The organism is candidate division Zixibacteria bacterium HGW-Zixibacteria-1 (assembly GCA_002838945.1).
GTDB lineage: Bacteria > Zixibacteria > MSB-5A5 > GN15 > PGXB01 > PGXB01.
On record PGXB01000001.1, the window covers coordinates 57,998 to 82,461 of the forward strand.

At 51.3% G+C, this 24,464-nt stretch carries 20 protein-coding genes; 10 read left to right on the forward strand and 10 right to left on the reverse strand.

Annotation, left to right across the window (positions count from 1 at the left end):
- Window positions 1–305 precede the first annotated feature (305 nt).
- The 5 genes from CVT49_00215 (at window position 306) to CVT49_00235 (ending at window position 5,810) form a co-directional block, all read left to right on the forward strand.
- Window positions 306–2,153, forward strand: a complete 1,848-nt coding sequence (locus tag CVT49_00215) for a hypothetical protein (protein PKK85000.1) — start codon at window positions 306–308, stop codon at window positions 2,151–2,153.
- Window positions 2,154–2,187: 34 nt separating this feature from the next.
- Window positions 2,188–2,865, forward strand: coding sequence for a hypothetical protein (locus CVT49_00220; GenBank protein ID PKK85001.1), 678 nt, complete (start codon window positions 2,188–2,190; stop codon window positions 2,863–2,865).
- A 42-nt stretch (window positions 2,866–2,907) separates the two neighbouring features.
- Window positions 2,908–3,498, forward strand: coding sequence for a hypothetical protein (locus CVT49_00225; protein ID PKK85002.1), 591 nt, complete (start codon window positions 2,908–2,910; stop codon window positions 3,496–3,498).
- Between the two features lie 194 nt (window positions 3,499–3,692).
- Window positions 3,693–3,893 carry a hypothetical protein gene (locus CVT49_00230; GenBank protein ID PKK85003.1) on the forward strand — a complete coding sequence of 67 codons (201 nt, stop codon included), beginning with the start codon at window positions 3,693–3,695 and terminating at the stop codon, window positions 3,891–3,893.
- Window positions 3,894–3,941: 48 nt separating this feature from the next.
- On the forward strand, window positions 3,942–5,810 hold the full coding sequence (locus tag CVT49_00235; protein ID PKK85004.1) for a hypothetical protein: 1,869 nt from the start codon (window positions 3,942–3,944) through the stop codon (window positions 5,808–5,810).
- A 51-nt stretch (window positions 5,811–5,861) separates the two neighbouring features.
- On the opposite strand, the gene hemG is transcribed toward CVT49_00235, so the two are convergent.
- The 3 genes from hemG to CVT49_00250 are packed head-to-tail and all read right to left on the reverse strand — an operon-like array spanning window position 5,862 to window position 8,783.
- Entirely contained in the window at window positions 5,862–7,259 is a 1,398-nt protein-coding gene (gene hemG / locus CVT49_00240) for a protoporphyrinogen oxidase (protein ID PKK85005.1), read from the reverse strand.
- Entirely contained in the window at window positions 7,256–8,476 is a 1,221-nt protein-coding gene (gene hemH, locus CVT49_00245) for a ferrochelatase (protein PKK85006.1), read from the reverse strand. The genes hemG and hemH overlap by 4 nt, the downstream gene beginning before the upstream one ends.
- On the reverse strand, window positions 8,466–8,783 hold the full coding sequence (locus tag CVT49_00250; protein ID PKK85007.1) for a hypothetical protein: 318 nt from the start codon (window positions 8,781–8,783) through the stop codon (window positions 8,466–8,468). The genes hemH and CVT49_00250 overlap by 11 nt, the downstream gene beginning before the upstream one ends.
- A gap of 197 nt (window positions 8,784–8,980) precedes the next feature.
- Between CVT49_00250 and CVT49_00255 the strand changes: the two genes are divergently transcribed.
- The 5 genes from CVT49_00255 (at window position 8,981) to CVT49_00275 (ending at window position 17,171) form a co-directional block, all read left to right on the forward strand.
- Window positions 8,981–11,878, forward strand: coding sequence for a hypothetical protein (locus CVT49_00255; protein PKK85008.1), 2,898 nt, complete (start codon window positions 8,981–8,983; stop codon window positions 11,876–11,878).
- 407 nt (window positions 11,879–12,285) lie between these two features.
- Window positions 12,286–13,992 carry a histidine kinase gene (locus CVT49_00260; protein ID PKK85009.1) on the forward strand — a complete coding sequence of 569 codons (1,707 nt, stop codon included), beginning with the start codon at window positions 12,286–12,288 and terminating at the stop codon, window positions 13,990–13,992.
- A 60-nt stretch (window positions 13,993–14,052) separates the two neighbouring features.
- On the forward strand, window positions 14,053–14,607 hold the full coding sequence (locus tag CVT49_00265; protein ID PKK85010.1) for a hypothetical protein: 555 nt from the start codon (window positions 14,053–14,055) through the stop codon (window positions 14,605–14,607).
- A 23-nt stretch (window positions 14,608–14,630) separates the two neighbouring features.
- On the forward strand, window positions 14,631–16,664 hold the full coding sequence (locus CVT49_00270) for a histidine kinase (GenBank protein PKK85011.1): 2,034 nt from the start codon (window positions 14,631–14,633) through the stop codon (window positions 16,662–16,664).
- An 18-nt stretch (window positions 16,665–16,682) separates the two neighbouring features.
- Window positions 16,683–17,171, forward strand: a complete 489-nt coding sequence (locus tag CVT49_00275) for a response regulator (protein PKK85012.1) — start codon at window positions 16,683–16,685, stop codon at window positions 17,169–17,171.
- Window positions 17,172–17,180: 9 nt separating this feature from the next.
- Here the strand turns inward: CVT49_00275 and hypE are convergent, their stop codons facing one another.
- From hypE to CVT49_00310, 7 genes are read right to left on the reverse strand one after another with little or no spacing between them, the layout of a single operon-like run.
- Window positions 17,181–18,236 carry a hydrogenase expression/formation protein HypE gene (hypE, locus tag CVT49_00280; GenBank protein PKK85013.1) on the reverse strand — a complete coding sequence of 352 codons (1,056 nt, stop codon included), beginning with the start codon at window positions 18,234–18,236 and terminating at the stop codon, window positions 17,181–17,183.
- A gap of 6 nt (window positions 18,237–18,242) precedes the next feature.
- Window positions 18,243–19,358, reverse strand: a complete 1,116-nt coding sequence (locus CVT49_00285) for a hydrogenase formation protein HypD (GenBank protein ID PKK85014.1) — start codon at window positions 19,356–19,358, stop codon at window positions 18,243–18,245.
- Window positions 19,355–19,609: a HypC/HybG/HupF family hydrogenase formation chaperone gene (gene hypC, locus CVT49_00290; GenBank protein PKK85015.1), complete on the reverse strand. Its 255-nt coding sequence runs from the start codon at window positions 19,607–19,609 to the stop codon at window positions 19,355–19,357. Before hypC ends, CVT49_00285 begins: the two co-directional genes overlap by 4 nt.
- A gap of 1 nt (window position 19,610) precedes the next feature.
- Window positions 19,611–21,944 (reverse strand): carbamoyltransferase HypF, encoded by a 2,334-nt coding sequence (hypF, locus tag CVT49_00295; protein PKK85016.1) that lies wholly within the window; start codon window positions 21,942–21,944, stop codon window positions 19,611–19,613.
- Entirely contained in the window at window positions 21,907–22,392 is a 486-nt protein-coding gene (locus CVT49_00300; GenBank protein ID PKK85017.1) for a hydrogenase maturation protease, read from the reverse strand. The genes hypF and CVT49_00300 overlap by 38 nt, the downstream gene beginning before the upstream one ends.
- 13 nt (window positions 22,393–22,405) lie before the next feature.
- Entirely contained in the window at window positions 22,406–23,695 is a 1,290-nt protein-coding gene (locus tag CVT49_00305; protein ID PKK85018.1) for a Ni/Fe hydrogenase subunit alpha, read from the reverse strand.
- On the reverse strand, window positions 23,685–24,464 hold the full coding sequence (locus CVT49_00310; protein ID PKK85019.1) for an oxidoreductase: 780 nt from the start codon (window positions 24,462–24,464) through the stop codon (window positions 23,685–23,687). Before CVT49_00310 ends, CVT49_00305 begins: the two co-directional genes overlap by 11 nt.

Below are 24,464 nucleotides of genomic sequence, written 5' to 3' on the forward strand. Positions count from 1 at the left end.
ATAGTTGCGGCGATATCGATATTATTGTGCTTCTTCGAGAAATAATATGTTTACCGTCAAAAAAATGTCTTCCAATAATATATTATGATAATTCGACCAATCTTCCATCAGGTTAACCGCCGGCATCGCGATTAAGAGTTAAAATAATTTACAAAAAGTGCTTGCGACACGACTAAATATGGTTATACATTGAAGGCAATCGATTTGTGGAAAAAATAATATTACCGAATAGACTGTACTGTACACGACAAAAGTATATAATTTTTTGTTTTCCTGATCGAAGAAAGGTTTATGCGGGGCAAATCATGTCGGATGATAAAGATATAGACGGATCGGCCACCAACCCACAGGGCGGCCCTGATCCGCTGGGAATTATCGGCTGGGATGTCGCCGGCAAATATAAGATTAAGGCCTATATCGGCGGCGGCGGTTTTGGCGAGGTGTATGAAGGTTACAATATGCACCTGCCGGAGCAAAAGCTGGTATTGAAGTTTTTCAAGAGGGTCCAGTCGCGGGACAAGTTTGCCAAAGAGGCCAAGATCCTGTGCATGCTGGATCATCCGAATATTTCCCGGGTCATTGATTTTCTTCCGGAAGAAGGCGCGGTGGTGGTTGCCTTTATCGATGGTGAGGACGGCTCAGTCCGGTTGAAAAAGTCGGGCGCCCTCGATGAAGAAACCTTTCTAAAAGTGGCCCGGGCCATGACCGATGCCATTGCTTTCGCCCATGAAAAGCGAATCGCTCATCGCGATCTCAAGCCGGGCAATATCATGTTTGATAAGAGCGGTCATGTTTACCTGATAGATTTCGGAATTGCCAAGGAAATGGGCGGCGACGCCACCAAGACCGCTTATGTGGCGCTGACGCCGCTCTTTGCGGCGCCCGAACGGCAGTCCGGCGAACACGATTACAATCCTTTCCTGAGCGATGTTTACGAAATGGGTGTGACCCTGTTTAACTTCGCCACCAATGATTTGCCATATCGTAATCCAGCCAACCCCAATATCCAGGAATGGGGCGGCATGGCCAGTGAAAATATCTCACCGGAGCTCCGGCGCATCCTGATGAAAGCGACCCATCCCGATCCCAAACAGCGCTACCAGACCGCCCGAGAGATGTCGGAGGATCTGAAGACCTTAAAACAGGTTTATGGCGGGCGAAAGAAAAAATCCGCGGCTCCTTATTATGTGGCTGCGGTAGTTATACTTCTCGCCCTGGCCGGCTATTACGGCCGCGACCGGATCACGGGCCTGTATCATCAGATGACCGCCAAACAGGAGCAGGTCAGCGAGTCGGCCAAAGTGAAGTCGGAAATTGATGATGCCCTGAAGAATGCGGCCGATGAGGCTCCTCCTGAAACAACTGCAGCCAAGGACACTGTCATCACTGCTGAAGTCAAAAAAGAGGAACCGGTGAAGGAGACTAAACCGGAACCGGAAAAGACAGTGGTGGTTAAGCCCAAAGAAGAAATCAAACCGCCTGTAACCAAACCTTCGGACACCGCCAAAGCCGTGGTCGAACAGAAACCCAAAGAGGCGGACAAGAAACCGGTCGTCGCGGCGCCCGAGGAAAAACCGAAGGAAGAGCCCAAAAAAGAACCCCCGCCGCCTTCGGAGTATGCGCTTACCTTTGCCATCGAGCCTGACGGGGCGGCATCGGTTTTAATAAACGGCAGCGAGGGCGCGGTTGACAGCACCTACAAGGTCAAGCCCGGGTCGTATAATATAGCGGTAATACATCCGGATTATCCCATATACAGGAACCAGGTAAGGATAACCGACAGCAATATGAAGCTGTCGTTTGACCTGGGCAAAGAAATTTCGCTCTCGGATTCGGTCAGTATGCAAATATCGCTGAATCCGCCGTCGGATCAGCATATAATAGAGCTTTCTTTCAACGGACGGAGACATACGCTTCTGGAATTCCCGGTCTGGAGCATGATGAAACCGAGAGGCGAGTGGCAGGTCGAGGCCGGAATTTTCGGAATATCTCAGGATAAGCAAAAGAAACCCAGAATAGATTCAGTGGTTGTATTTCCGTATGGCGGCGGGACACATGCCGCCATTAAGGGGGCCAGAGGTAAATTGGTCCTTGGATCGGCGGGGGGAGGCAAGGTTGAATCGGTTCCCCTGCTGATATTCTGGTCGGAATAAAGATAAAACAGACATAAATTCATCAGGAGGTGTCATGATCAAAAAACATCATGTTTTTCGGACCACCTCAGTGTTAATGTTGCTGGTGTACTTGCAGACGTTTGTACTGTCCGGAGCGGTCTTCGGACAGGATTCGGAATGCAGTTACGAGCCGGGCAACCCGACACTCGACAGTGCCCGAAAAAGTTTCCTGGCGCTCAATTATAAATGCGCCGAGGAAGAACTGAATGCGCTCTTGGCGCTGGATACGATGAGCATCGAGGAAAAGGCCAATGCGCATGTTTTGCTGGCTGAGGTTTATTATGCCAAGGTCCGCAACGACAGTGAAAAACGCGACAAGGTAATGGAGCAGTTTGTCGCAGCTTTCAACTCATACCGTGAATGGCGCGGCGAACTGAATATCAAGTCGCCCGAATTCATGGCCATGATGAAGGAAGCACAGGCCCAGGTCGACCAGGAAAAAGCCGACGTGAAGGCGGCCGATGAGAAGGCGGCCCATGAGGCTGCAGTCGTGGCGGAGCCGCCCAAGAAAGAAGAAGGCAAAAAGAAGGCGTGGTACACCCAGTGGTGGGCCATCGCGCTGGGAGTCGGCGTGGTTGCCGGAGCCGTGGTTCTGGCCGGAGGCGGCGGCGATGACGGGGGAACCCCTCCCGCCACCGAACTGCCTGATTTTCCACCACCGCCGGCGAAAGACGCCCCTGCGGGCAAATAACATAAGGACTAAAAATATACTCTATATAATGTAACAGGAGGTATGAAAGAGATGAAGAAAGCAATAATGAGTCTGATATTGGCGGCCCTTGTGATATGCGCGACGGCTCTGAACGTCTCCGCACAGGCGCCGAATTCGATTATGTATCAGGGGCGTTTGACCAACGCCGCCGGCGACCCGATTACGACCGCCACAAGTGTTACTTTTTATATTTATGCCGCCGCTTCGGGCGGAGCGCCGTTATTCACATCAGCGCAGAGTGTTACCCCCGATGCCAACGGCGTGTTTACCGTGGAACTGTCGCCGGTCAGTGCGGCCATTCTGGATGGCTCCAAGAGATACCTGGCCATTAAGGTCGGCGCCGATGCCGAAATGACGCCGCGGCAGCTGCTGACTTCGGCGCCGTATGCATACTCGAGCATCGTTGCCGACAACTCGATCACATCCGCCAAAATACTGAACGGCACTATTATCGGGACCGATATTGCGGCCAGCACCATAACCGGAGCCAATATTGAAAACAGCAGCTTGACAAATGCAGATATTTCAAATGAAGCCGGCATGCCGCAGGGCATGACGCTAGCAGTTTTATTACTCTTACACCAACAGACGTCAATCTTGATTCAGCCGTAATAACGACGCCCTCCGCCGGTTATGTCGTTGTGGTTGCATCTGCATACTATCAGCCGAACCACGTCCTTAACACAAAAGACCTTGGACGATTCTGTATTTCAACTACATCAGCGACTATTGTCTATGACAATATGGCCAACATTTCGACACCTGCCAATGCCCCAACAGACTCGGATATGCCTATGCCTGTTAGTTTGCATGGTGTTTTTTCAGTCTCGGCCGGTGTTCAGAAATATTATTTTGTGGCGGATGCATTTACCGGGGCTCCCAGAGTATCCAAAGCACGCATTGTGGCCATGTTCTTCCCTACCAGTTATGGTACGGTGGATGTCAAATCAGGACCGGCATCGACCGCACCGGCAGACGGCAGCGATAGCGGCGGCATGAGCAAATAGGCGGATAATGCAATATGAATCATATATCCAAAAGAAAAGAGGTTGCTCATGAATAAAAGATTGGAAATGACTGTCCTGATGCTGGTGTTGCTATTATTATCCGTCGCACCGGCGTTCGGACAGAGTTATGTTCTCACCAACGGCGAGCCGGTCGGAGGCGGAGGACGGTCAACCAGCACCGGGTACATTCTGTACGGGTCGGTGCCATTGACCGGATGCACGCCGTCAACCAGCACCGGGTATGCTGTGGTCGGCGGGGCGATCGGGATATCATACGCCCTTAAACCGACGGCGGTGCTGGAAATCAGCCATACGCTGACATCGCCAAGGACGGTGAATTTCGGGACCGAACAGTCGATCTCGATAACCATCGTCGCCGGTGATGGCGCCGATACGAGCGGTACACTGTACTCACGGCCGTTCGGGCAAAACTCGTTTACCACCCGGGACATGGCCAAGACTGCGAATGTTATGTCATTTACAATACTGGGTACCGAACTGGGAATACGCGGTATGGAATACTATGTCAGGATCGTGGTCGGAACCGATACCGCCTGGGTCGGGCGACTTACCGCGCCCTATGTCTTTGTTACCAATATGACTAACGCCCAGGCGCAGCGACCGGTCGCGATGCCCGAGGCCAGCTATCGCATAATCGGCGTCCCGATCGCGGTATCCAACCACTCTGTCGCCACCGTCTTCGATGACGACCTGGGCACATACGACACCAAACAGTGGCGGCTGGCTGGTTATGACGCTGCTGCTGATCCGGTTTACGAGGAACATACCGCCGCCGAACAGGTCTATCCCGGTGCGGGGTACTGGCTGATCGCGCGCGGCGGCAAAACCTACGGTTCGGCCGGAACCTGTGTCCGTCCCAATTTTGAATACGGCGGCCAGCAATATTATCGGGTGCCGCTGGATCAGGGGTGGAACCTGCTGGCCAACCCGTTTGCCTTCAATATCGCCTGGGGCGATGTCTTGTTTGACGATAACGGCACGATCAAGGGACATGCTGTTGATGTCCTTGATGATGTAATATATTCATACACCGGGCGCGCTTATGATACCGTGAGCGGGATACGGGCCTGGGAAGGTGTCTTCGTCAATATAAAGAAAACGGGCGTGGAAGCGCTCATTCGGTGCAGCGAGGGTGCCGTTGGCAAAGTTGTTCCCGGGCGCGAAGCGCCGGTGGCAATGAACAACTGGACCGTGAACATGATGCTTGAGGTGAGCGGCCTGGCGGATGAACTGAATGCCATCGGTGTCCGGCCGGATGCTTCGGTCGGTCAGGATATCCATGACTACCTGGAACCGCCGCCCGCCCCAGATGGCCCAAGACTGGCTTTTAAGCTGAATAATGCGGATGTTCTTCCAAGACGCACCGATTTTCGTCCGCCATTCGATGACGGCGCAGTCTGGAATATCACCCTGGAACGGGCCGCGGGCGGGATTATCACATTTTCGGGAATCGAGAATATCCCGGAAGGAATGAGCGCCATGCTCAGGATCGGCTCGCGGATGACGGCCCTTATCGACGGTCAGACGGCGATAACGGTGCCCGACGGGGTATCGACGGCGCAGTTGGTTATCGGCACCGAGAAATATATCAGCGGTATAGACGGAACGGTTCTGCCGGAGCGGTTTACGCTGGAGCAGAATGTCCCCAACCCATTCAACCCGATCACGAATATACACTTCACCCTGCCCAAGCCGGGGCACGTGAAGCTGGAAGTATTCAATATTCTTGGTCAGTCGGTTACCGTTCTGAATAATGAAGAATTGCCTGCCGGCTATCATACGGCGGTCTGGGACGGCTCCGATCATTCGGGAACAACGGTTGCAAGCGGTATATATTTCTACCGCATCGAGTATGACAACAAAGATCTGACGCGTAAGATGCTTCTGCTGAAGTAACACCCACAAAAAAGCCCGCCGACCGGCGGGCTTTTTTTATCGATATACTTATTATGATTTCTTCTCAACTTGAAGATTAAATTGTCCGGCTATCGCCCCGACGACTTCATCGGAGCGGACGATACAATCATTCAGGCTGACCCCCTTGTAGGAATTGCCGGCGAACTGCAAACCGGGATATTTGTCCAGAATTTTATTCAGATGTTCCATTCGTTCAGGGTGGCCGATGGTGAATTGCGGTATTCCTTGCGACCATTTGAAAATTTTGAGATAGCCCGGTTGGGCGGACAGCCCGAGAATGTCGTTCAGCTCACGATGCGCGATATCGGCCAGCTCACCGTCGGACAGGGCCGCGGCCTGGGGATCGGTGGCGCCGCCGATCATGGTGCGAAACTGCACCATCCCATCGGGGGCGCTTCCGGAAAATATCGATGAGGTCCAGATCGAACCGAGAATCCGGACATTTTGATCCCGCGGAATCAAAAATCCGAATCCGGCCAGATCATGCGCGACATCTTCCTTTTTGTAGCCGGAGCAGACCACGGCAATCGAAGAGTAGGGAATCGAAGCGAGAACCCTGGAGAGCTCTTCATTCATCACGGAAACCATACCGGTGGCGGCATAGGCGGGAGCGGCACAGATGACGGCATCGAAATTTTCAGGACCGCCGCTTTCGAATTCGAGCGTGTATATATTATCAGCGTAAGATATCTTCTTGACGCCGCGGCCGGTCACGATATGATTACGGTATTTTTCATGCATTGTCTCGATCAGCGTATAAAGACCATTCTTGAAGGAAGTGAGCCGTCCCGCCGGGCCGGCCGGGCCGCCCTTGCTGCCCGCCTTTTTTCGGGCGAGTAGCGCTTTGAAAAGGGAACCATATTCGCGCTCCATCTCCACCATAATCGGAAAGCAGGCCTTGAGCGAGAGCTTGCGGGCATCACCGCCGTAAATCCCTGACACCATCGGAACAATCATATGCTCGGCGGCATCGCGGCCGATACGGCGCTTGCCGAAATCGAAAATCGATTCATCGCTGTCGTCTTTTTTCTGAGGTACAAGCGGTTCCATCACCAGCCTCAGTCGCCCGGCCAGCGTGAGAATCTGCGAACGCATGAATTTGGGCGGCGAAGCATGTATCTCATGCAGCTTTTTATTGCGATATATAAATCTTTTTTCGGCCGAGGGTTTCGCCGGGTCGAGAAGCTCATCGAGACCCAGTTCCGAAACCAGTCGCAGGGTCAGCGGGACCTTATCCAGAAAACCGTTCGGACCCCAATCGGATACAAAACCGTCGGTCCGATCGGTCCCGATAGTGCCGCCGAGCCTGGATTCTTTTTCATACAATTTGACATCGCATGAATCGGCGTATCGATATTTTATGAAATGCAGGGCCGACAAACCGGAGATACCGCCGCCGATAACGGCAATTCGTTTTTTAACCGTCATTTCCGTCCTCCGGCTATTTTCTCTTCGACCATATCGGTCAGGAGACTTACAAAACGGGGATCATCGTTGAATGATTCCACCCGGATGAATTCTTTTATTCCCGAAGCAGCCGCCAGTTCCCTGAGTTCCATGTCAATTTCATGCAGCGTTTCGATATGGTCGGAGACAAAGCTGACCGGGACAATGACCAGACTTCGCAGCCCCAGCCGCCCGAGATCCCTGATAACTTCCATCGTCTCGGGCCCCTGCCAGCGAACCGGGCCGGAACGCGATTGAAAGGATAACATATATTCATAACCATCGCCGGCCAGGGCCGCTGTGGTTTTGACATGCTCCAGATATGGGTCGCCTTTCTCGATCATCCTGACCGGCAGGGAGTGTGCCGAAAAAAGCAGTCTGGTTGTTTGCGGGTCGGATGCCTTATGCATCGCCTCGTCGATTCGATCGCGAAGCAGTTTAATATACTGCGGACGGTCGAACCATTCCGATATGACGGAGATCGTTACATCAGTTTTATGGCCCCGGTCATCGAGCCAGTCCAGAATCTCTTTGAGGGCGGTTCCGGTTGTGGCCCGGCTGTATTGAGGATAAAGGGTCACAACCACGATATGTTTATACCCTGACTGGGCCATGGTATCGAGACGATCCTTGATAAAAGGAGGCGTATAGCGCATGCCGGCGCAGGCGCCGACATTTACATATTTGGCCCTGAGATTTTTTTCGACCCCCTCGGCCACCAGGCGGCTCCATTTCAGAAGCGGCGATCCGCCGCCAATAGCGCGGTAGTTCTCTTTGGTTTTTGGGGCACGCCGTGATGAAATCAAACGGGCCAGCGGTTTTTGCAGCATAAAAGACAGCGGCAATTTAATAATGTTGCGGTCGGAAAATATATTATACAGATAGGGCTCGACATCATCGAGTTTCTCCGGTCCGCCCATATTAAGAAACAGAACGGCCCATTTTGTATCGCTGAAACTGATTTTATCGCCGGGATATTCGATGTATCGCGCGTGGACCTTAAGTTTTTCCAGTATTAAGTCGGATTTCATATATGTCTGCTTCAATCTCCTGTTCACATCCAAAATAATGAAAACAAATGAATCGGACACGATTTTTGTTTCAATGACAATAACACCAAGCCGGCGTTGCAGTTTCAAAAAACTTTCGAATTTTATTAAAATATCGTTTCTCCCTCCTGTCTTCCAGCTAAATGGCATCAAAAAAATCCCGGTTACTATACTGGCTCATAGAATAGTAAATATTTTGATTTGGGCCACTATTTTTAGAACGAACGCTTAAAAGCGCTTGACAATAGTGCCATTTTTGTCTAACATAATAGTGTAATTCTTTGAAAATCCGGCGGGAATCCGAGCACACTCCTGCCATATCAGGTCTGAGTACAACGATGAGGTAAATCACCCAGCTAATTTTGTCAGTTATTTTTCCGGGAGCTTGAGTTTGACATCTTTGATATTGCCTGACAAAAGATATTTGGATGGTCTCTTTAAGTCTTTTACGGTCCATTCCGGAAGAAGCGGGGGCTTTGGGGGTTAAATCTGCCAGAGTATCAAAGTTACTTGTCTATTATACCAGATCTATTTACATGGAGATATAATCTTTAGATAACTTTGTTTTAACTTCATAATTATTACTTCGGGGGAGCGATGGCGACTAATTTGTTAAGGTTTTTGCTCTTATTACTTCTGCTATGCGGAATTAACATGTCAGCCCGGGCAGCCGCTCCGGCGGTCCCTTTTGGAGACGACATTAATTCCGGCGAATACTTCAACACTACTGACTTCAACATTAATGAAAATACTCGGGAAATCGGCACACCGGTGGATTTTATTGAAGCCATCGGTGCCGGAGCGAACTATCTCCGCGTGATGCAGGCCGATATCACTGAAGACAATGCCGGCAACGGAACAGATGGAGTCGATGAGAATCCGGATGATCCGGATGACGGAGGCTGGGATTGGCGATTGACATCGCCGCCTGCTCCCTTCTCACATTCAGCAAGCTCCAGCCCCACAAATATTTATGGTGTTTCTGGAATGGGCCTGATTCGGGCCTACCAGAAACTTGGGACAGCAGAGACAGGCCTTTATACCGCCATCACCGATGCCGCCGATTATATGGCCGGCAACCCCGGTATAAGATCATCGGGGGATCTGATTTACTTGCTTCGCTGTGATTCGCTCATACCCGGAATGGGTTATGCGGATGCCGCCAAAGCAAAATTCGACGCTCGAATCGCCGCTTATGGAAACGCCGCGCACCTCGCCGATTCAATTAAAAATATTCGTTATAGCCAGGGCTATGCAAATGGTATCATTGCCTGGGATATCGGCTTATGGGTGCAGGCGGCCGGGATGCTGGAGGGGATGTATCCCGACGATGCCTACGATTACGGCCAGGCAGCGGTTGACATGGCCGAAGTGGTCTGGCAGGATTCATTTAACGACAATCCGGGCTACTTCGATGTCGAAGATGATAAGGGCTATGACCCGAGCCGCGCTAATGTCAATTACTGGTGGTACAATATCGGCCTGTTCGGATTGATCACCTCATTTCAGTACTCCGGGAGCCATGTTTCGGAAATCGGATTTTTGGTCAATCGGCTTCTTGAAAGCCAAAACCGATATGGCTTCTTCAGTTATCAATGGGGCGGTTATGACAATGATGCCGGCTGGCAGACTACCGCCTATTCGGTAATGGCGCTGGCGCTGGTGGATCAGGCCGCATATCAGACTGAAATCAGCCATGCCTGTTACTGGACAGCCGCAACCCAGGATGCCAGCGGCGGCTGGGTTTACGATACCGATGAGCATCTCCCGGAAATCGGCAGCGAGAATACGGTGGCACTTTATTATGCCGAGCCGCCGCAGATGGTCATCGTCGATGATGACTTCATCAGCCAGGAAGCGGTTGATGCCTACAATATCGCCAACGGCACCGGCTACCTTTGGGGCTATGATGCCTTCGCCACGATAACTGATGGTATTGCGGGAGCGACTGTCAGGACAGTGTCTGTCCTCGATGGTTTTTATACTGTGCCGATTAATATCGAAGGTGATTCGCCCGGAGGGAAATCAATTTCGATTTCAATTATCGGCTCGGGGCAGCTCAATACCGTATTTCAGCCGACCTCGACCGTCGCCTGGAATGTGGGCGGATATAATCGCCAGGCGGCCATCAGGGTGGTCAATGCCGACGTGACGTTTCAAAACATGACCATGGATTTCGATTTGATAAAGGCCAGTGAAACAGCCGGGATTCTATACTGGAATGCAACCGGAGAAATATCCGGAAACCTGATTCAGAACATGAATGTCCCTGATAATTTCAACGGTTACCGTGAAATAACCAGTTACTTCCGGGCACCCGATTATACGCCCGAAAGCCGCGCCCATGTCGATATTCTCAATAATACATTCCTGAAAACCGGACGGATTGGAATCGTAACGCATGATTATGTCGACGCAACTATCGACGGCAACACCTTCGACAAGGTTGATGATGATTTCGGCTATGCCATTGAAATGGGTTCGGCCTCGACCGGCATTATCAGCAACAATGTCTTTGCCAACTATGATACCTGGGCGGCATCGGATGCCTCGACAGTGGCGGCGATCCTGGTGGAAAACCTGTTTACCCAGGGGGTAACGACGCCGATTGAAAAGACGGTCCTGATTGAGAATAATGAGATGTATCACTGCCAGTATGGTATATACATCGGCTCCGATTATGTCGGGCTGGCTGGTGATGTCGATATTAATGCCACGATAAAGAACAACAATATCCATGATAATATAACCTCCGGTTCATATTCGGTCGGCGGAATTGTCCTCGTCGAGAAAAATATGGCGGTTGGATCATCGCTGAGTGCCGTCATCGACAGCAATCAAATCCTGAATAATGTTTACAACGGAATATATATGTACACGGAAGGCAGCGGCGATATCTCGGCGGAAATTACCTATAATACGATCGAGGGCCATTACAACGGCATCCGCGTGGCCGAATTCATAAGCAAGGCTTCCAACTTCGACCTGATGGTTCATCACAATATTCTCAGCAACGGTTTAAACGCCCGCGATGATATCGCCGGCGGTTACTGGGACGACGGGATATCGACGGGCAATTGCTGGTCGGATTATGAAACCAATTCCGGTTACCCCGATCAGTACAATGTCGACGGTAATGCGGGGACAATCGACCGGTTCCCGAATATTTACTGCGGCGACCTATGTGACTGCTGGCCGGGCAATGCCAACAATGATGCCGGCTTGAACCTGCTCGATGTCACCAGTTTGATAAGTTATCTATATAAAACCGGTTCGGCGCCGGTTCCATACTCGATCTGCTCCGGCGATGCCGACTGCAATTGCAGTGTCAATCTGCTCGATATTACAAGAATGATAAGCTACATTTATAAATCGGGGACGCCGCCGTGCGACTGCGAAACATGGGTCGACAATTGCGGCTGGCCGCCGAGCAAATCGACAATAACAAATTCCGCACTCATGTGGCATCAAACGGCCGAGTCGATCTCAGCGCCCGCGGGATCGAGCGGCCGGGAGGAAGGAACCATTCACCCAGCGCCCGCCTATCGGTGAGCGATCTTCCTCTCAAAAGGGTCCGCAATTTTGCGGGCCCTTTTTTATTGATTTTATTGCCCGATCCGGTATCGCTCAGGGCCGGAGCAACCTTTCAGGTCGGCAAAAATACAATACACAAACTGTCCCGTTTTTGTACAAACAATAATACCATGGGGTTACAATAATCCCGGAAGTATCGAGATTATCAAAAGGTCAATGTTATTAATAAACTCCATTTTGTTCCCTATTTAACCTAATCCGGACAAAACGTTAAGCAATTTTTGCTTTTTTGTCGATTCCTCTTGACTTTAGCTGACTCTGTGATATTTTTCACAAGAGAGCTGGTAGAGTTTATTGAAATATTAGTTGCTTACGGCATTTGAAGGTTAGCAAATAAGGCAAACATTTTAAAGTGATAGAAGGTTATGCCTCCTTCGTCGCCTGAAAAAGCCATATCCACGTTCCATTTTGGTTCTTATAATAAGGATCATTATCGGGATCTTCGACGCCGAAATGTCATTCGTCTGTTGCTGACTTATTTGTTGCCGCTGGTTCTGTTGGCCATTTATTTCATTTATCAGAATAACGCCATTATCCAGGACAGCCGGCGCCTGCATCTTAAGGGGATTGCGGAGAATCAGGCCAAGACTCTTAATCTCTTTCTGACCGAGCGGCTCGTCAATTTATCCAACTTGATTGATGATCCCAAGCTTCAGATTCCACCGGCATCCAGCATCATGCAGGATTATTTGAAGCATCTCAGGAAAAACAGCGAAGCCTTTGTCGATATCGGTTTTTTTGATTCAACGGGCGTGCAGACATCGTATGCCGGGCCCTTTCCATCATTGGAGCGCCGCAATTACAGCTCCGAAGAATGGTATCGATCGCTGAAATCAAGGGATGACAATTATATAATCACCGATATTTATCTTGGCTTCAGGCAGCAGCCGCATTTTACGATCGCGGTTAGAAGAATCATTAACGGGCAGGCACTGGTAATGCGCGCCACTCTCAGCCCGGAAAAAGTCTATGATTATATCAGATCTCTGGAAGGATCGCAGGAAGTCTATACTTCGATTGTCAACAAAAGCGGACAGTATCAGGTGGTTACCTATCATATCGGGACGCCGCTCGAGAAATCATCAATCGTTCCTCCGGTTGACCCCAGGCTCGGTGTCGAGGATGTTAAAATCGAGGGAGCAAATATTATATACGCTTATTCATGGCTGGAATCGGCCGACTGGGCGCTTATCGTGCAGAACGAGGTCGCGGGCGGGAGCTTCTCGTTTATCAAATCAAATCTTCGGATAATGGGTCTTTCGACTCTGCTGATTCTGGCCATATTTCTGATTATCATTAATCGCGCCAAACAACTGGTCAAATTCCAGATGGAAACCGACCGGACGCGCGCCCAGCTTGAACATGCCGCAAAATTAGCCTCCGTGGGCGAGCTGGCCGCCGGTATCGCCCATGAAATCAACAATCCGCTGGCCATAATCAGCGAAGAAGCCGGTTTGATGAGAGACTTTATCAATCCGGAATTCGGTCAGAATCTGAAATGTGAGGACTTGATTCCGCACCTCGACAATATCCATGAGTCGGTGTTCCGCTGCCGCGATATTACCCGAAAGCTTCTCGGATTTGTTCGTCGAACCGAGATGGATCTGAAACAGCTGACTATTCATAAGCTGATCGACGGCGTCCTGGATGGCATTCTGGGGCATGAAATGGCCGTATCAAATATAGAAATTATCCGAAATTACGGGGCCGATGTCCCGGAACTGTTTACCGATGGGAATCAACTGCAGCAGGTTATATTGAATATTGTTAATAATGGTGTCGATGCTATCGGGCACGGCCCGGGCAGTATAACGGTGGCCACCTTTGTTCAAAACAAATTTGTCTGCATTACCATTTCCGATACAGGGACCGGAATGAGTCCCGAACAAATGGAAAAGATATTCCTGCCTTTCTACACCACCAAGGAGGTCGGCAAGGGAACCGGGCTGGGATTGTCGGTAAGTTATGGTATAATAAAAAGTCTGGGCGGGAAAATAGAGGTCGAGAGTGTTCTGGGGAAAGGAAGCACCTTTATTATAAGTCTTCCGCTTCACCGTAAAAACGGCAAGTGAATTTGAGATAGATACAGGCTGGAAAAAAAACAAAATAATATAGCCCACAAGGGGAAAGAGATGAAAACAAAACGTGTGAAAGAGTTGATGGTGCCGCTGGAGTCGTATCCGACGGTTCCCCAGGATTCGACTTTGCTGGAGGCCGTGGATAAATTCGAGCGCGTGCAGAAGATGCGCGACCGGAGACGTCAGCCGTACCGGGCCATTTTGGTGGTGGATGAAACCAATCAGGTGGTCGGCAAAATCGGCCAACTGGCTTTTCTCAGGGCGCTGGAACCGCAGCGAAATGTCCTGGGCGACATGGGCAAACTTGCGATAGCCGGCGTCAGTGCCGACTTTATCAACACCATGATGAATCATTTCCAGTTTTTCCAGGACAGCATGGCCGACATATGCCGCCGGGCGCGCCATATCATCGTCAAAGACGTAATGGTCCCGGTTACCGAGAGTATCGACGAAGAGGCCACTCTGGGCGAGGCCATATACAGGATTGTCGCCCTGCAGACGCTTTCGATTATGGTGACCAGAAAAGGCAAGATAGTGGGGCTGCTCAGGCTTTGTGATGTCGTGCAGGAAATCGCCGACGAGATGAAGCACTGTGACGAGTTGAACTGATCGCATTAAGCGGGAGAGGACAAATGCCAAAAATACTCTTGGTTGACGATGAGAACAAGTTTCGCGAGTCTCTGGCCAAACGTCTTTCCTTGAGAGGATATGAAACGGTCGATGTCGATAACGGTGAAGATGCCATAAAACTGGTTCGTGCCGATTCGGATATTGACGTCGTTCTTCTTGATAGAAAAATGCCCGGTATGAACGGGGAGCAGGTTCTTAACGAGATCAAATCATTCCGACCGGAACTTCAGGTTATCATGCTGACGGCCTTTGGGTCACTGCAATCGGCAATGGAAATCGGGAGGCTTGAAGCTTACTCATATATGGAAAAGCCGACTGATTTCGAAGAAATTGTCAAGACGATCGATGCCGCACGCGAAGATAAAGTGCATGTTATGGCGAGGCACGAGGTCCCGCAGGTCGAAAAGGGCTCTCTCTGGAAATGGCTGATTGGGACACATAATACCCGCCCGGGGGTTATTTTACTGGGGATTCTTTTATTCACTATTTTGATATTTATGCCTTCGCCCCAGAGGCTGATGACCCTGCTATCGGCACCTAAGACCGGTCAGGTCACTGACTCCAACTTTGGTTTTGCCAACTACCGTCAGATGAAAGACGGCGAAACGATCGCCGAATATTACAGCACACATTACAAAGTCGGCAGGAACGTGACCAATGACCAGGGCAAGAAAACAATGGAGGCTCTGACGCCTGAAGAAACATCTGTCAGGGCACGGATAATGCTGGGTGTCCTGCTGGTAGCGGCCCTGTTCTGGGCCACCGGCGCTATCCCGGTCGGTGTCACTGCTTTGTTGACCGGTGTCATGATGTATTTCTTCGGCATTCTAAAGCCGGATGATATTGCCCAGGCGTTTGCCAAAGATGCCGTAATCTTTATCTTCGGTGTCCTGGCGGTATCGGCGGTAATAAGCAAAACCGGCCTGGATCGCCGGATCGGGCTGTTGCTGTTGGGCCCATCGAAAAATATCGGGCGGCTTCTTTTCTTGTTTCTGCCGATGCTTGGAGTGGCCTGTTCATTCGTCTCCGAGCATGCCCTGATTGCCTTTATCATGCCGCTTTTCATGATGGTCTACATCACGTCAATTCGCGCGGCGGGTGTCAAGAGGGACCGGGCGCTGGCGGTTATGTTCGTTCTTTCGATCTGTTTTGCAGCCAACTGCGGCGGCCCCGGCTCACCTGCGGCCGGCGGACGTAACGCCGTCATGCTCGGCATCCTGAGTGACTACGGCAACGCGCCGACATTCATCGAGTGGGTGAAATACGGTTTGCCTTTCGTGCCTGTAATGGGTCTGGTAATTGCAACCTATTTCTACTTTATGTTTCGTCGTAAGCTGAAGGTTAAGGAATTGAATGTCTCATCAATAGTTCGAAATGCTTCGGAGAAAATCGGCCCGATGAACAGGGATGAATATATAACGGCGTTCGCGCTGATCGGCTTGATTCTCTTGTGGATTCTTGGCAGCGATAAATTCGGCATGGGCGGGCCGGTCATCCTGTGCATCGTTTTTCTGAACGTCTTCAGGATACTGCGCTGGCGGGATATCGCCAATATTCCGTGGGATGTGGTTTTTCTTTATGCCAGCGCCAGCGCCATCGGCAAGGGTCTGGCGGTAACCGGCGGAGCCTTGTATATGGCCGACAGTTTTATCAACATCCTGCCCGATTTCCTGACCAGCGGCTCAGGACTGGCCATAGCGGTCAGCCTGTTCACCGGTATTACCACCAATTTCATGAGTGACGGCGCCACCGTCTCGGCGATCGGCCCGATCGCCATACCCATGGCCACCATATCGGGTTCCAATCCCTGGATGATCGGTCTGGCGACCGCTTTTGCATCATCCTTTGCCCATATGTTAATCATCGGAACGCCCAACAATGCCATCGCCTATGCCATGGCCAAGGACCCGATAACCGGAGAGCAGCTCGTGAAATTGAGTGACTTTTTTAAGCACGGTTTTGTTATATTGCTGTTGTCGTTCGCCGTGCTCTGGTTCTGGGTGATTCTCGGGTACTGGCAGTTTTTGGGATTTTAGAAAACAAAGGATATTAATATGACGGATAATATCAAACTACTCATTGTCGATGACGAGGTAAAATTTCTCGATTCCATTGCGCAAAGGCTGGAACTTCGCGGGTTCGGCGTCACCAAGGCCAAGAGCGGACTGGAGGCGATCGAGGCCGCCAAGACCGGCAAGTTTGACCTGGCCCTGCTGGATCTAAAAATGCCCGGCATGGACGGCACGCAGGTGCTGGAAATTCTCAAAAAAGAGCATAAATATCTCGAGGTGATTATCCTGACCGGTCACGGCTCGGTCGATTCGGCGGTAGAATGCACCAAGCTGGGCGCATTCAGCTATCTCCCTAAGCCGTACGAACTGGATATGCTCCTTGAGAAGCTGAAAGAAGCATTCCAGGAAAGACTGCGCAAAAAATTCGAAACCGACCAGGCACGGATGGACAAAATTGCCAAACTGGCGGCCGGATCCAGCCCGCTGGGAATTTTACGTGAATTGAGAAAACTCGACGACGAAGTGAAGTAAGGCGGGTTTTCAGCAGATTCGCGGCAGTTGCTCGCCGCTGAGCATATCGATGATACGATCGGCGCCGATGATGCTTTTCATGGTTACGATACCGTCGTTCTTCCCGCTGACTTTTCCGATAATCGCCGCTTCCGGCCAGAGCGATTCCTCGTGCAAAATATCCATGACTTTATCGGCATCTTTGTCCGGGACAAAGATGACCATGCGTCCTTCATTGGCGACATAAATCGGATCAAACCCGAGAATTTCGCAAGCGCCGCGCACCTGATCGCAGACCGGAATCTTGTTCTCCTCAACTTCTATACGGCAGCTTGAGGTCGAAGCGATCTCGACCAGCGAAGCGGCCAGACCGCCTCTGGTCAGATCACGCAAACAGTGAATATTAATTCCGCGGTCAAGCAGTTTCAGCACGGTTGCGGCCAGTGGGGCGCAGTCGCTCTCGATGGTGGTCTCAAAGGCAAGCCCCTCGCGGCGGGCCATGATGGCCATGCCGTGCCGTCCGATATCGCCGTTGATAATGACGACATCACCGGGTCGGACCGACGATGGTGCAATAGTCAGCTCATGTTCAATAACGCCGACCCCGGCGGTATTTATAAACAGACCGTGCCCGCGGCCCTTATCGACAACCTTGGTATCACCGGTAACGATGCTGACAGCGGCCTGATCGGCGGCTTCTCTCATCGAAAGCGCTACTCTCCATAGCGAATCCATGGAAAATCCTTCTTCGATAATAAATCCTGCGCTGAGGTACAGCGGCCGTGCCCCGCACATGGCCAGGTCATTGACAGTACCATCGATGGCCAGTTTGCCGATATCACCTCCGGGAAAGAACAACGGATCGACCACATATGAGTCGGTCGTAAAGGCGAGACGATTCCCTTTTATTTTCAAAACAGCGCCATCATGCGCGGTCTCAAGGTGGGGATTGGCAAAAGTGGCGGCAAAAATTTTATCGATCAATTGATGCATCAACCTGCCCCCGCCGCCGTGCGCCAGCAGGACATGCGGATAATCGGAGATCGGTATGGGGCAGTTTAGTCCGCTATATTTTTTATCATTCATGGCATTTTATCCCAATTGATGGCCCATTGATTCGGGTCCGGCTTTTCGGTAACGATAGTATGCGGCGCAGGCGCCTTCCGATGAGACCATGGTCGCCCCCAGTGGATGCTCCGGGGTGCATTTGGTCCCAAAAACGGAACATTCGAACGGCTTCTTTTTTCCCTGAAGAATCAGCCCGCTGATACACTCGGCGGACTCCTCGGCACACATATCCTCCAGCCCGAAGCGTTTGGCGGCATCGAATTCAAGATACTTTTCGCAAAGGGCCAGACCGCTTTTTTTAATAATGCCAAGACCGCGCCATTTGCGGTCGACGACAGTAAACACTTCGCCGATAATTTTTTTCGCTTCAAGGTTTCCTTCCCGGCGGACGGCACGCCGGTACTGATTTTCAACCTCGGCGCGGCCCTCTTCGAGCTGGGCAATCGTCATATATATGCCCTGAAGAATATCGATCGGTTCAAAGCCGGTCACCACAATGGGGATTCTGTATCTGGAAACAATCTTTTCATAGTCTTCAAATCCAACCACCGAACAGACATGTCCGGCGGCCAAAAAACCCTGAACATTGTTTCCGGGCGCGCCGAGAATAGCCTCCATGGCGGGGGGAATAAGCACCTGGGCCATGAGTATCGAAAGATTTTTTAAATTCAATTGCCTGGCCTGATAAACCAGTGAGGCATTGGCTGGAGCGGTGGTTTCGAAGCCGATGCCGAAAAAAACCACTTCTTTTCCCGGATTGTCACGGGCGATCTTAATCGTGTCGGTCGGCGCATAGACGGTGCGGATATCGCCGCCTTCGGCTCTGACCGACAGCAGGTCTTTGCTGCTTCCGGGAACGCGCATCATATCGCCGAATGAACAGAAGATGACATTCGGTCTTGATGAAATTGCCACCGCCATATCGACCAGTTCGACCGGAGTCACACATACGGGGCAGCCGGGCCCATGAAGCAGTTCAATTTTTTTGGGCAGGAGTTGATCGATACCGCTTTTGAGAATAGCATGGGTCTGCCCGCCGCAGACTTCCATAATGGTCCAGTTACGGGTGGTAATCCTGGCGATTTGCCTGACATAACGGGCGGCCGTCACCGGATCGCGGAATTCATCGATATACTTCACGAATCATTATCCCCGGAATTTCCCAATTCTTCTATTTGACGAAGATATTCGAAGGTTTGATTGGCCTCTTCTTCATTGACGGTGCTGATGGCAAAACCGGCATGCACCAGAACATAATTCCCGATCCCGGCTTCGGGCACGAGGGTCAGGTTGATCTCTTTGAGAACCCCGCCGAAACTGACTTTTCCGGTCCTCGAAAGAGAATCATCCGATTCTATACTGACAACTTTTCCCGGTATGGCAAGACACATATTACAGTTCCAATTCTATTCCGCCGGCCGCCGCCATGATCTGCCCGATGGCGATGCCGCCGTCATTGGGCGGGATGCGGTGATGCCGGTATGGTTTAAATCCGGCCGACTCGAGACGGCTGATTGTTTTCTCGGTCAAATATTTGTTCTGAAAACAGCCGCCGGTCAGCACGACATTTTTCTCTCCAATATTTTCCGCTATAGCCAATATAATATCCGCCAGCGTATTTTGAAACCTGGAAGCGATTCGCCCCGGAGCCGCCACATTATGCATATCCGTGAAAATATCATGTATAATTTGCTGCCAGTCAACGATGCTTTTCGATTCTTCCGAGATTAACCTGAATGTGTATGACTTCTCGTCAGGCTCGGAATCAGCCGCAAATTCAAGCATCATGGCTGCCTGGCCCTCATAGCGGGAGACCTGGCAGATGCCCAGAATTGCGGAAACGGCATCGAATAGCCTTCCGGCGCTCGAGGTTCGGGGAGTGTTAATATTTTTCTCCAGCATGGTTCTTAAGACCGCGGTATCGGAATTATCGAATGACATGAGCGGCGCAAGCTCTTTCATCGCGAAAACATCACTGCCAAAAACCTCATATAACAATCCGAGTGCGGATCGCCGCGGCTCCCGGACGGCATAATCGCCGCCGGGCAGAGGGAAACATCTCAAATGGGCGATGCGCCTGATTTTCTTTCCGGTTACCTGAAAAAATTCGCCGCCCCAGATTGTTTTATCCGGGCCGAGGCCGGTGCCGTCCCAGGAGACACCCAGAACCGGCTCACTGAGTCGATTATCCGCCATGCAGGATAGAACATGGGCCACATGATGCTGAACTTTTCTTGCCGGCAGGCCCATGTTGTCGGCAAAACGCGTGGACAAATAATCGGGATGAAGATCCGACACGACCATCGCTGGTTTGAAATCATATATATCTGATAATGAGGCGGTTACTCGTTTCATGGCTTCGAAGGCTTCGGCGGTCTCCAGATCACCGATATGCTGGCTGGCGAAAGCATGGTTTCCATTTGCAATGGCCACTGAGTTTTTTAGATGGGCGCCAACCGCCAGAATGGGGGAAACATGATTTGTCAGACTGACGGGTGTCGGGGCATAGCCGCGGGCATTGCGCATGACCATCGGTTGACCGTTCATCAGGCGGACGATGGAATCATCCATCTGTCTTGCAATAGGCCGGTTATGCATCAGGAACAGGTCGGCAATATCACCCAGTCGTTGAAGAGCTTCATTCTCATCGATGCAAATCGGCTCGTCGGACAAGTTGCCGCTGGTGGCGACAATCGGGAATGACAGTTCGGCCATCAGCAGATGATGCAATGGCGTGTAGGGCAGCATCACTCCCAGGTAAGGATTGCCCGGCGCCACGGAAGCGGCGATTTCGCTATTGGAATTGCTTCGGAGCAAGGTTATCGGTGACGGCGGTGATAACAGCAGCTCTCTCTCGGCAATCGATAATTCACAATCGCGTAAGACAACTTCCATTGACGGGTACATCAGGGCCAGCGATTTTTCCTCACGGGCTTTGCGTTTACGCAATAGTTTCACCGCGTCATCATTGCGGGCGTCAACCAGCAGTTGAAAACCGCCAAGGCCTTTAAGGGCGAGTATCTTTCCCTGTTTGATCGCTTCGCAGGCAGCCATCAGGGCATCATCATGCATCGCCAGAACATCGCCGCTATTGCTCCACAACTGCAGATGCGGCCCGCATTCGGGGCAGGCATTGGGCTGGGCGTGGAATCTGCGATTCGATGGATCCTCGTATTCCTCACGGCAGCGGCGGCACATCGGGAAAATTTTCATGGTAGTGTTGCCGCGATCATAAGGGAGCGTATAGATGATGCTGTAACGAGGCCCGCAATTGGTGCAATTTGTAAATGGGTAGCGAAAACGCCGGTTGGATGGATCAAAGATGTCGTCCAGACATTTTTGGCAGGTGGCGATATCGGGAAGCACCAGGGCGGTCTTGCTGCCGCCATTGCCACTGATGCGAACGATAAATTCCTTATGCCCGACCGGATCGAGATCGGCCATTTCCTTATGATTAATCAGGGCCAGAGGCGGTTTTTCGGTGTCGAGACGATTGACGAATCGGTCAATATTATTCTCGTCCCCTTCAATATCGATTTCCACCCCCTGCGGCGAATTGCCGACCCAGCCGTGCAATTCAAGTTCATTGGCAAGGCGATAGACAAAGGGTCGAAAGCCAACCCCCTGCACTGTCCCCTCTATTTTGATCAACAGACGTTTCACAAAAAACCATCCAACGGTGGAAAGACTATTTTGAACTGCCCTCGAACGCCCGGCGGATTTCATCGGCTATTTGTTTTATCACTTCGTCGGCGCTTTTATGAACCCTATCGGACAATCCCTGGCCGGTGCCGAAGTTTTCCCCTTCAATACCATAGATTATCAGATTGTCCGGCAGATAATCAATATTTCGGGCCAGCGCGATCGCAGCGGTGATATTGAATGCATGCGTGGACAGGCCGGGAAAGTAATTTTCAGGGATATTCTCGCTAAGAGCGTCGAAACGGTATATTTTGCCCGGCTCGCCTCCGGAGTGGACACAATCAATAACAATTGCCCGGGAAATTCCTTTCCAGGCCTCGATCATCGAGGTCCCATCGTTGATACCCTCGATGATCGTCGTATTTTTCAGGCCCTTCTTATTTATCTCCCGGGCGACATATAATCCGACGGCATCGTCGGAACGAAAATCATTTCCGACCCCGATAACCAATATGGGGTGCTTTATCGTCATGGTCCCTTGAGCATCATTCGCGCTCGATTTCGAGTTTCAGGAAATGACAGGAGCACGAAATGCACGGATCATAATTACGAATAGTTTGTTCGCATTGCCAGGTTAATTTATCCTGCGGCAGATCGAGATGATTTTCCACGAATTTGCGGAGATCTTTCTCGATCGCCTTCTGGTTCTGCGATGTCGGCGCCAGGATACGGGCATTCTTGATAATGCCGTCGTCATCTATTTCATAGCGATGCACGCAGATACCCCGCGGCGCCTCGGTGATACCGAAACCGACACCGGCTTTCGGCTTCACTTCGACACTCGCCTTTTTCGGCATTTCGTAGTTCTCGATAATCCTGAGCGCTTCTTCGCAGGCAACGACCAGCTCAACGGCGCGGACAATTATGCTCTTGAAGGGATTGAGCACCACTTTGGGCAGGCCGACATCTTTGGCCGCCTTGAGCGCTTTCGGCGTCAGCTTGTCATAATTATTGGCATACCGGGCCAGCGGGCCGGTATGATAATCATCACGCCCCTTGACGACGGCATGCAGTGAAGTGGAGTGCGCCACATGCTGCTCTTCGAAGTAGTCGAAGAATTTGCTCAGCTCGATGTCGATCCCCTTGTTGGATACAATGTATCCTTCAGTTATGGGATACTCGTCGGGATGCCGCAATGAGACAAATTCGTAATCCCTTTCCAGTTCGGGGAATGTCAGGCCGGCCGTAAACTTGACTGTCTCGAGCGACATATTCAGCGCCCATTTCAACGGTTCGACCATTTCCTCGAGCTGCTTCTTGGTCGGCACTTTGTAGAAGCCGCCGATCTTCGGGTTGATCGGATGAATTTCCCGTCCGCCGAGCAGAATCATCAGGTCATTGCCGATTTTCTTGAGCTTCAGGGCATTCTTGACCGCCTCGGGGTGATCTTTGGCCATCTGGATGGCATCCTCATAGCCGAGAAAATCGGGGGCATGCAGCATGTATATATGCAGGGCGTGTGATTCGATCCATTCGCCGCAGTAAATCAGGCGGCGCAGGGCGCGAAGCTGTCCGTCCACTTTTACGCCGCAGATACTTTCCATAGCATGAGAGGCGGACATCATATAGGCAATGGGGCAGATACCGCAGATCCGGGCGGTTATGTCGGGCGCCTCGGTGAATTTGCGGCCGCGCAGGAAGGCCTCAAAAAATCGGGGCGGCTCGATGATATTGAATTTAATATCGGAAACGGTATCACCCTTTATTTTGATCAGCAATCTGCCCTCGCCCTCGACCCGGGCGAGATAATCGACTTTGATAACTTTATTTTTCATGTGCCTCGCTCTCCTTCCGAAACGGCTCGGCAAAGGCATTGAAGCCGCGAAATGCTCTGACGATGTCGCTCTGCGACATTTTAAGCTTCTCATACCAGTCGGCCAGTGACGACGTGTTGGGCGTTTCCTTCGGCCCGAAACATCCAAAACAGCCGCGCAGATAGGCGGGACAGAGGGCGCCACAGCCGGCCTGGGTCACCGGGCCGAGACAGGCGTCGCCGGATGCGACCATGACACAGACATTACCCTTTCTTTTACATTCGACACAAACACTGTATGACGGAATGTTCGGCTTGCGGCCGTTCAGGTAAGCGTTGAGCACTTCGACCAATTGATATTTATTGATCGGGCATCCGCGCAATTCAAAATCGACAAAGACATGGTCGGCAATCGGTGTCGATTTGTTCAGCGTTTCGATATAACTCGGATTAGCATAAACAATCGAGATAAAGTCATTGACATCTTTGAAATTACGAAGCGCCTGGATGCCTCCGGAGGTGGCACAGGCCCCGATTGTTATCAGAACCTTGGAGATACGCCGGATTTTATGTATTCGCTCGGCATCATGGGGCGTCGTTATGGAACCTTCCACCAGCGAAATATCATACGGCCCATTGACAACGGCGCGGGATGCCTCCGGGAAATTGGCAATGTGCACGGCATTGGCGACGGCCAGCAGTTCATCCTCGCAATCGAGCAGCGATAACTGGCAGCCGTCACAGGAAGCAAACTTCCATACAGCAAGTTTTGGTTTTTTTATTGGACTCAT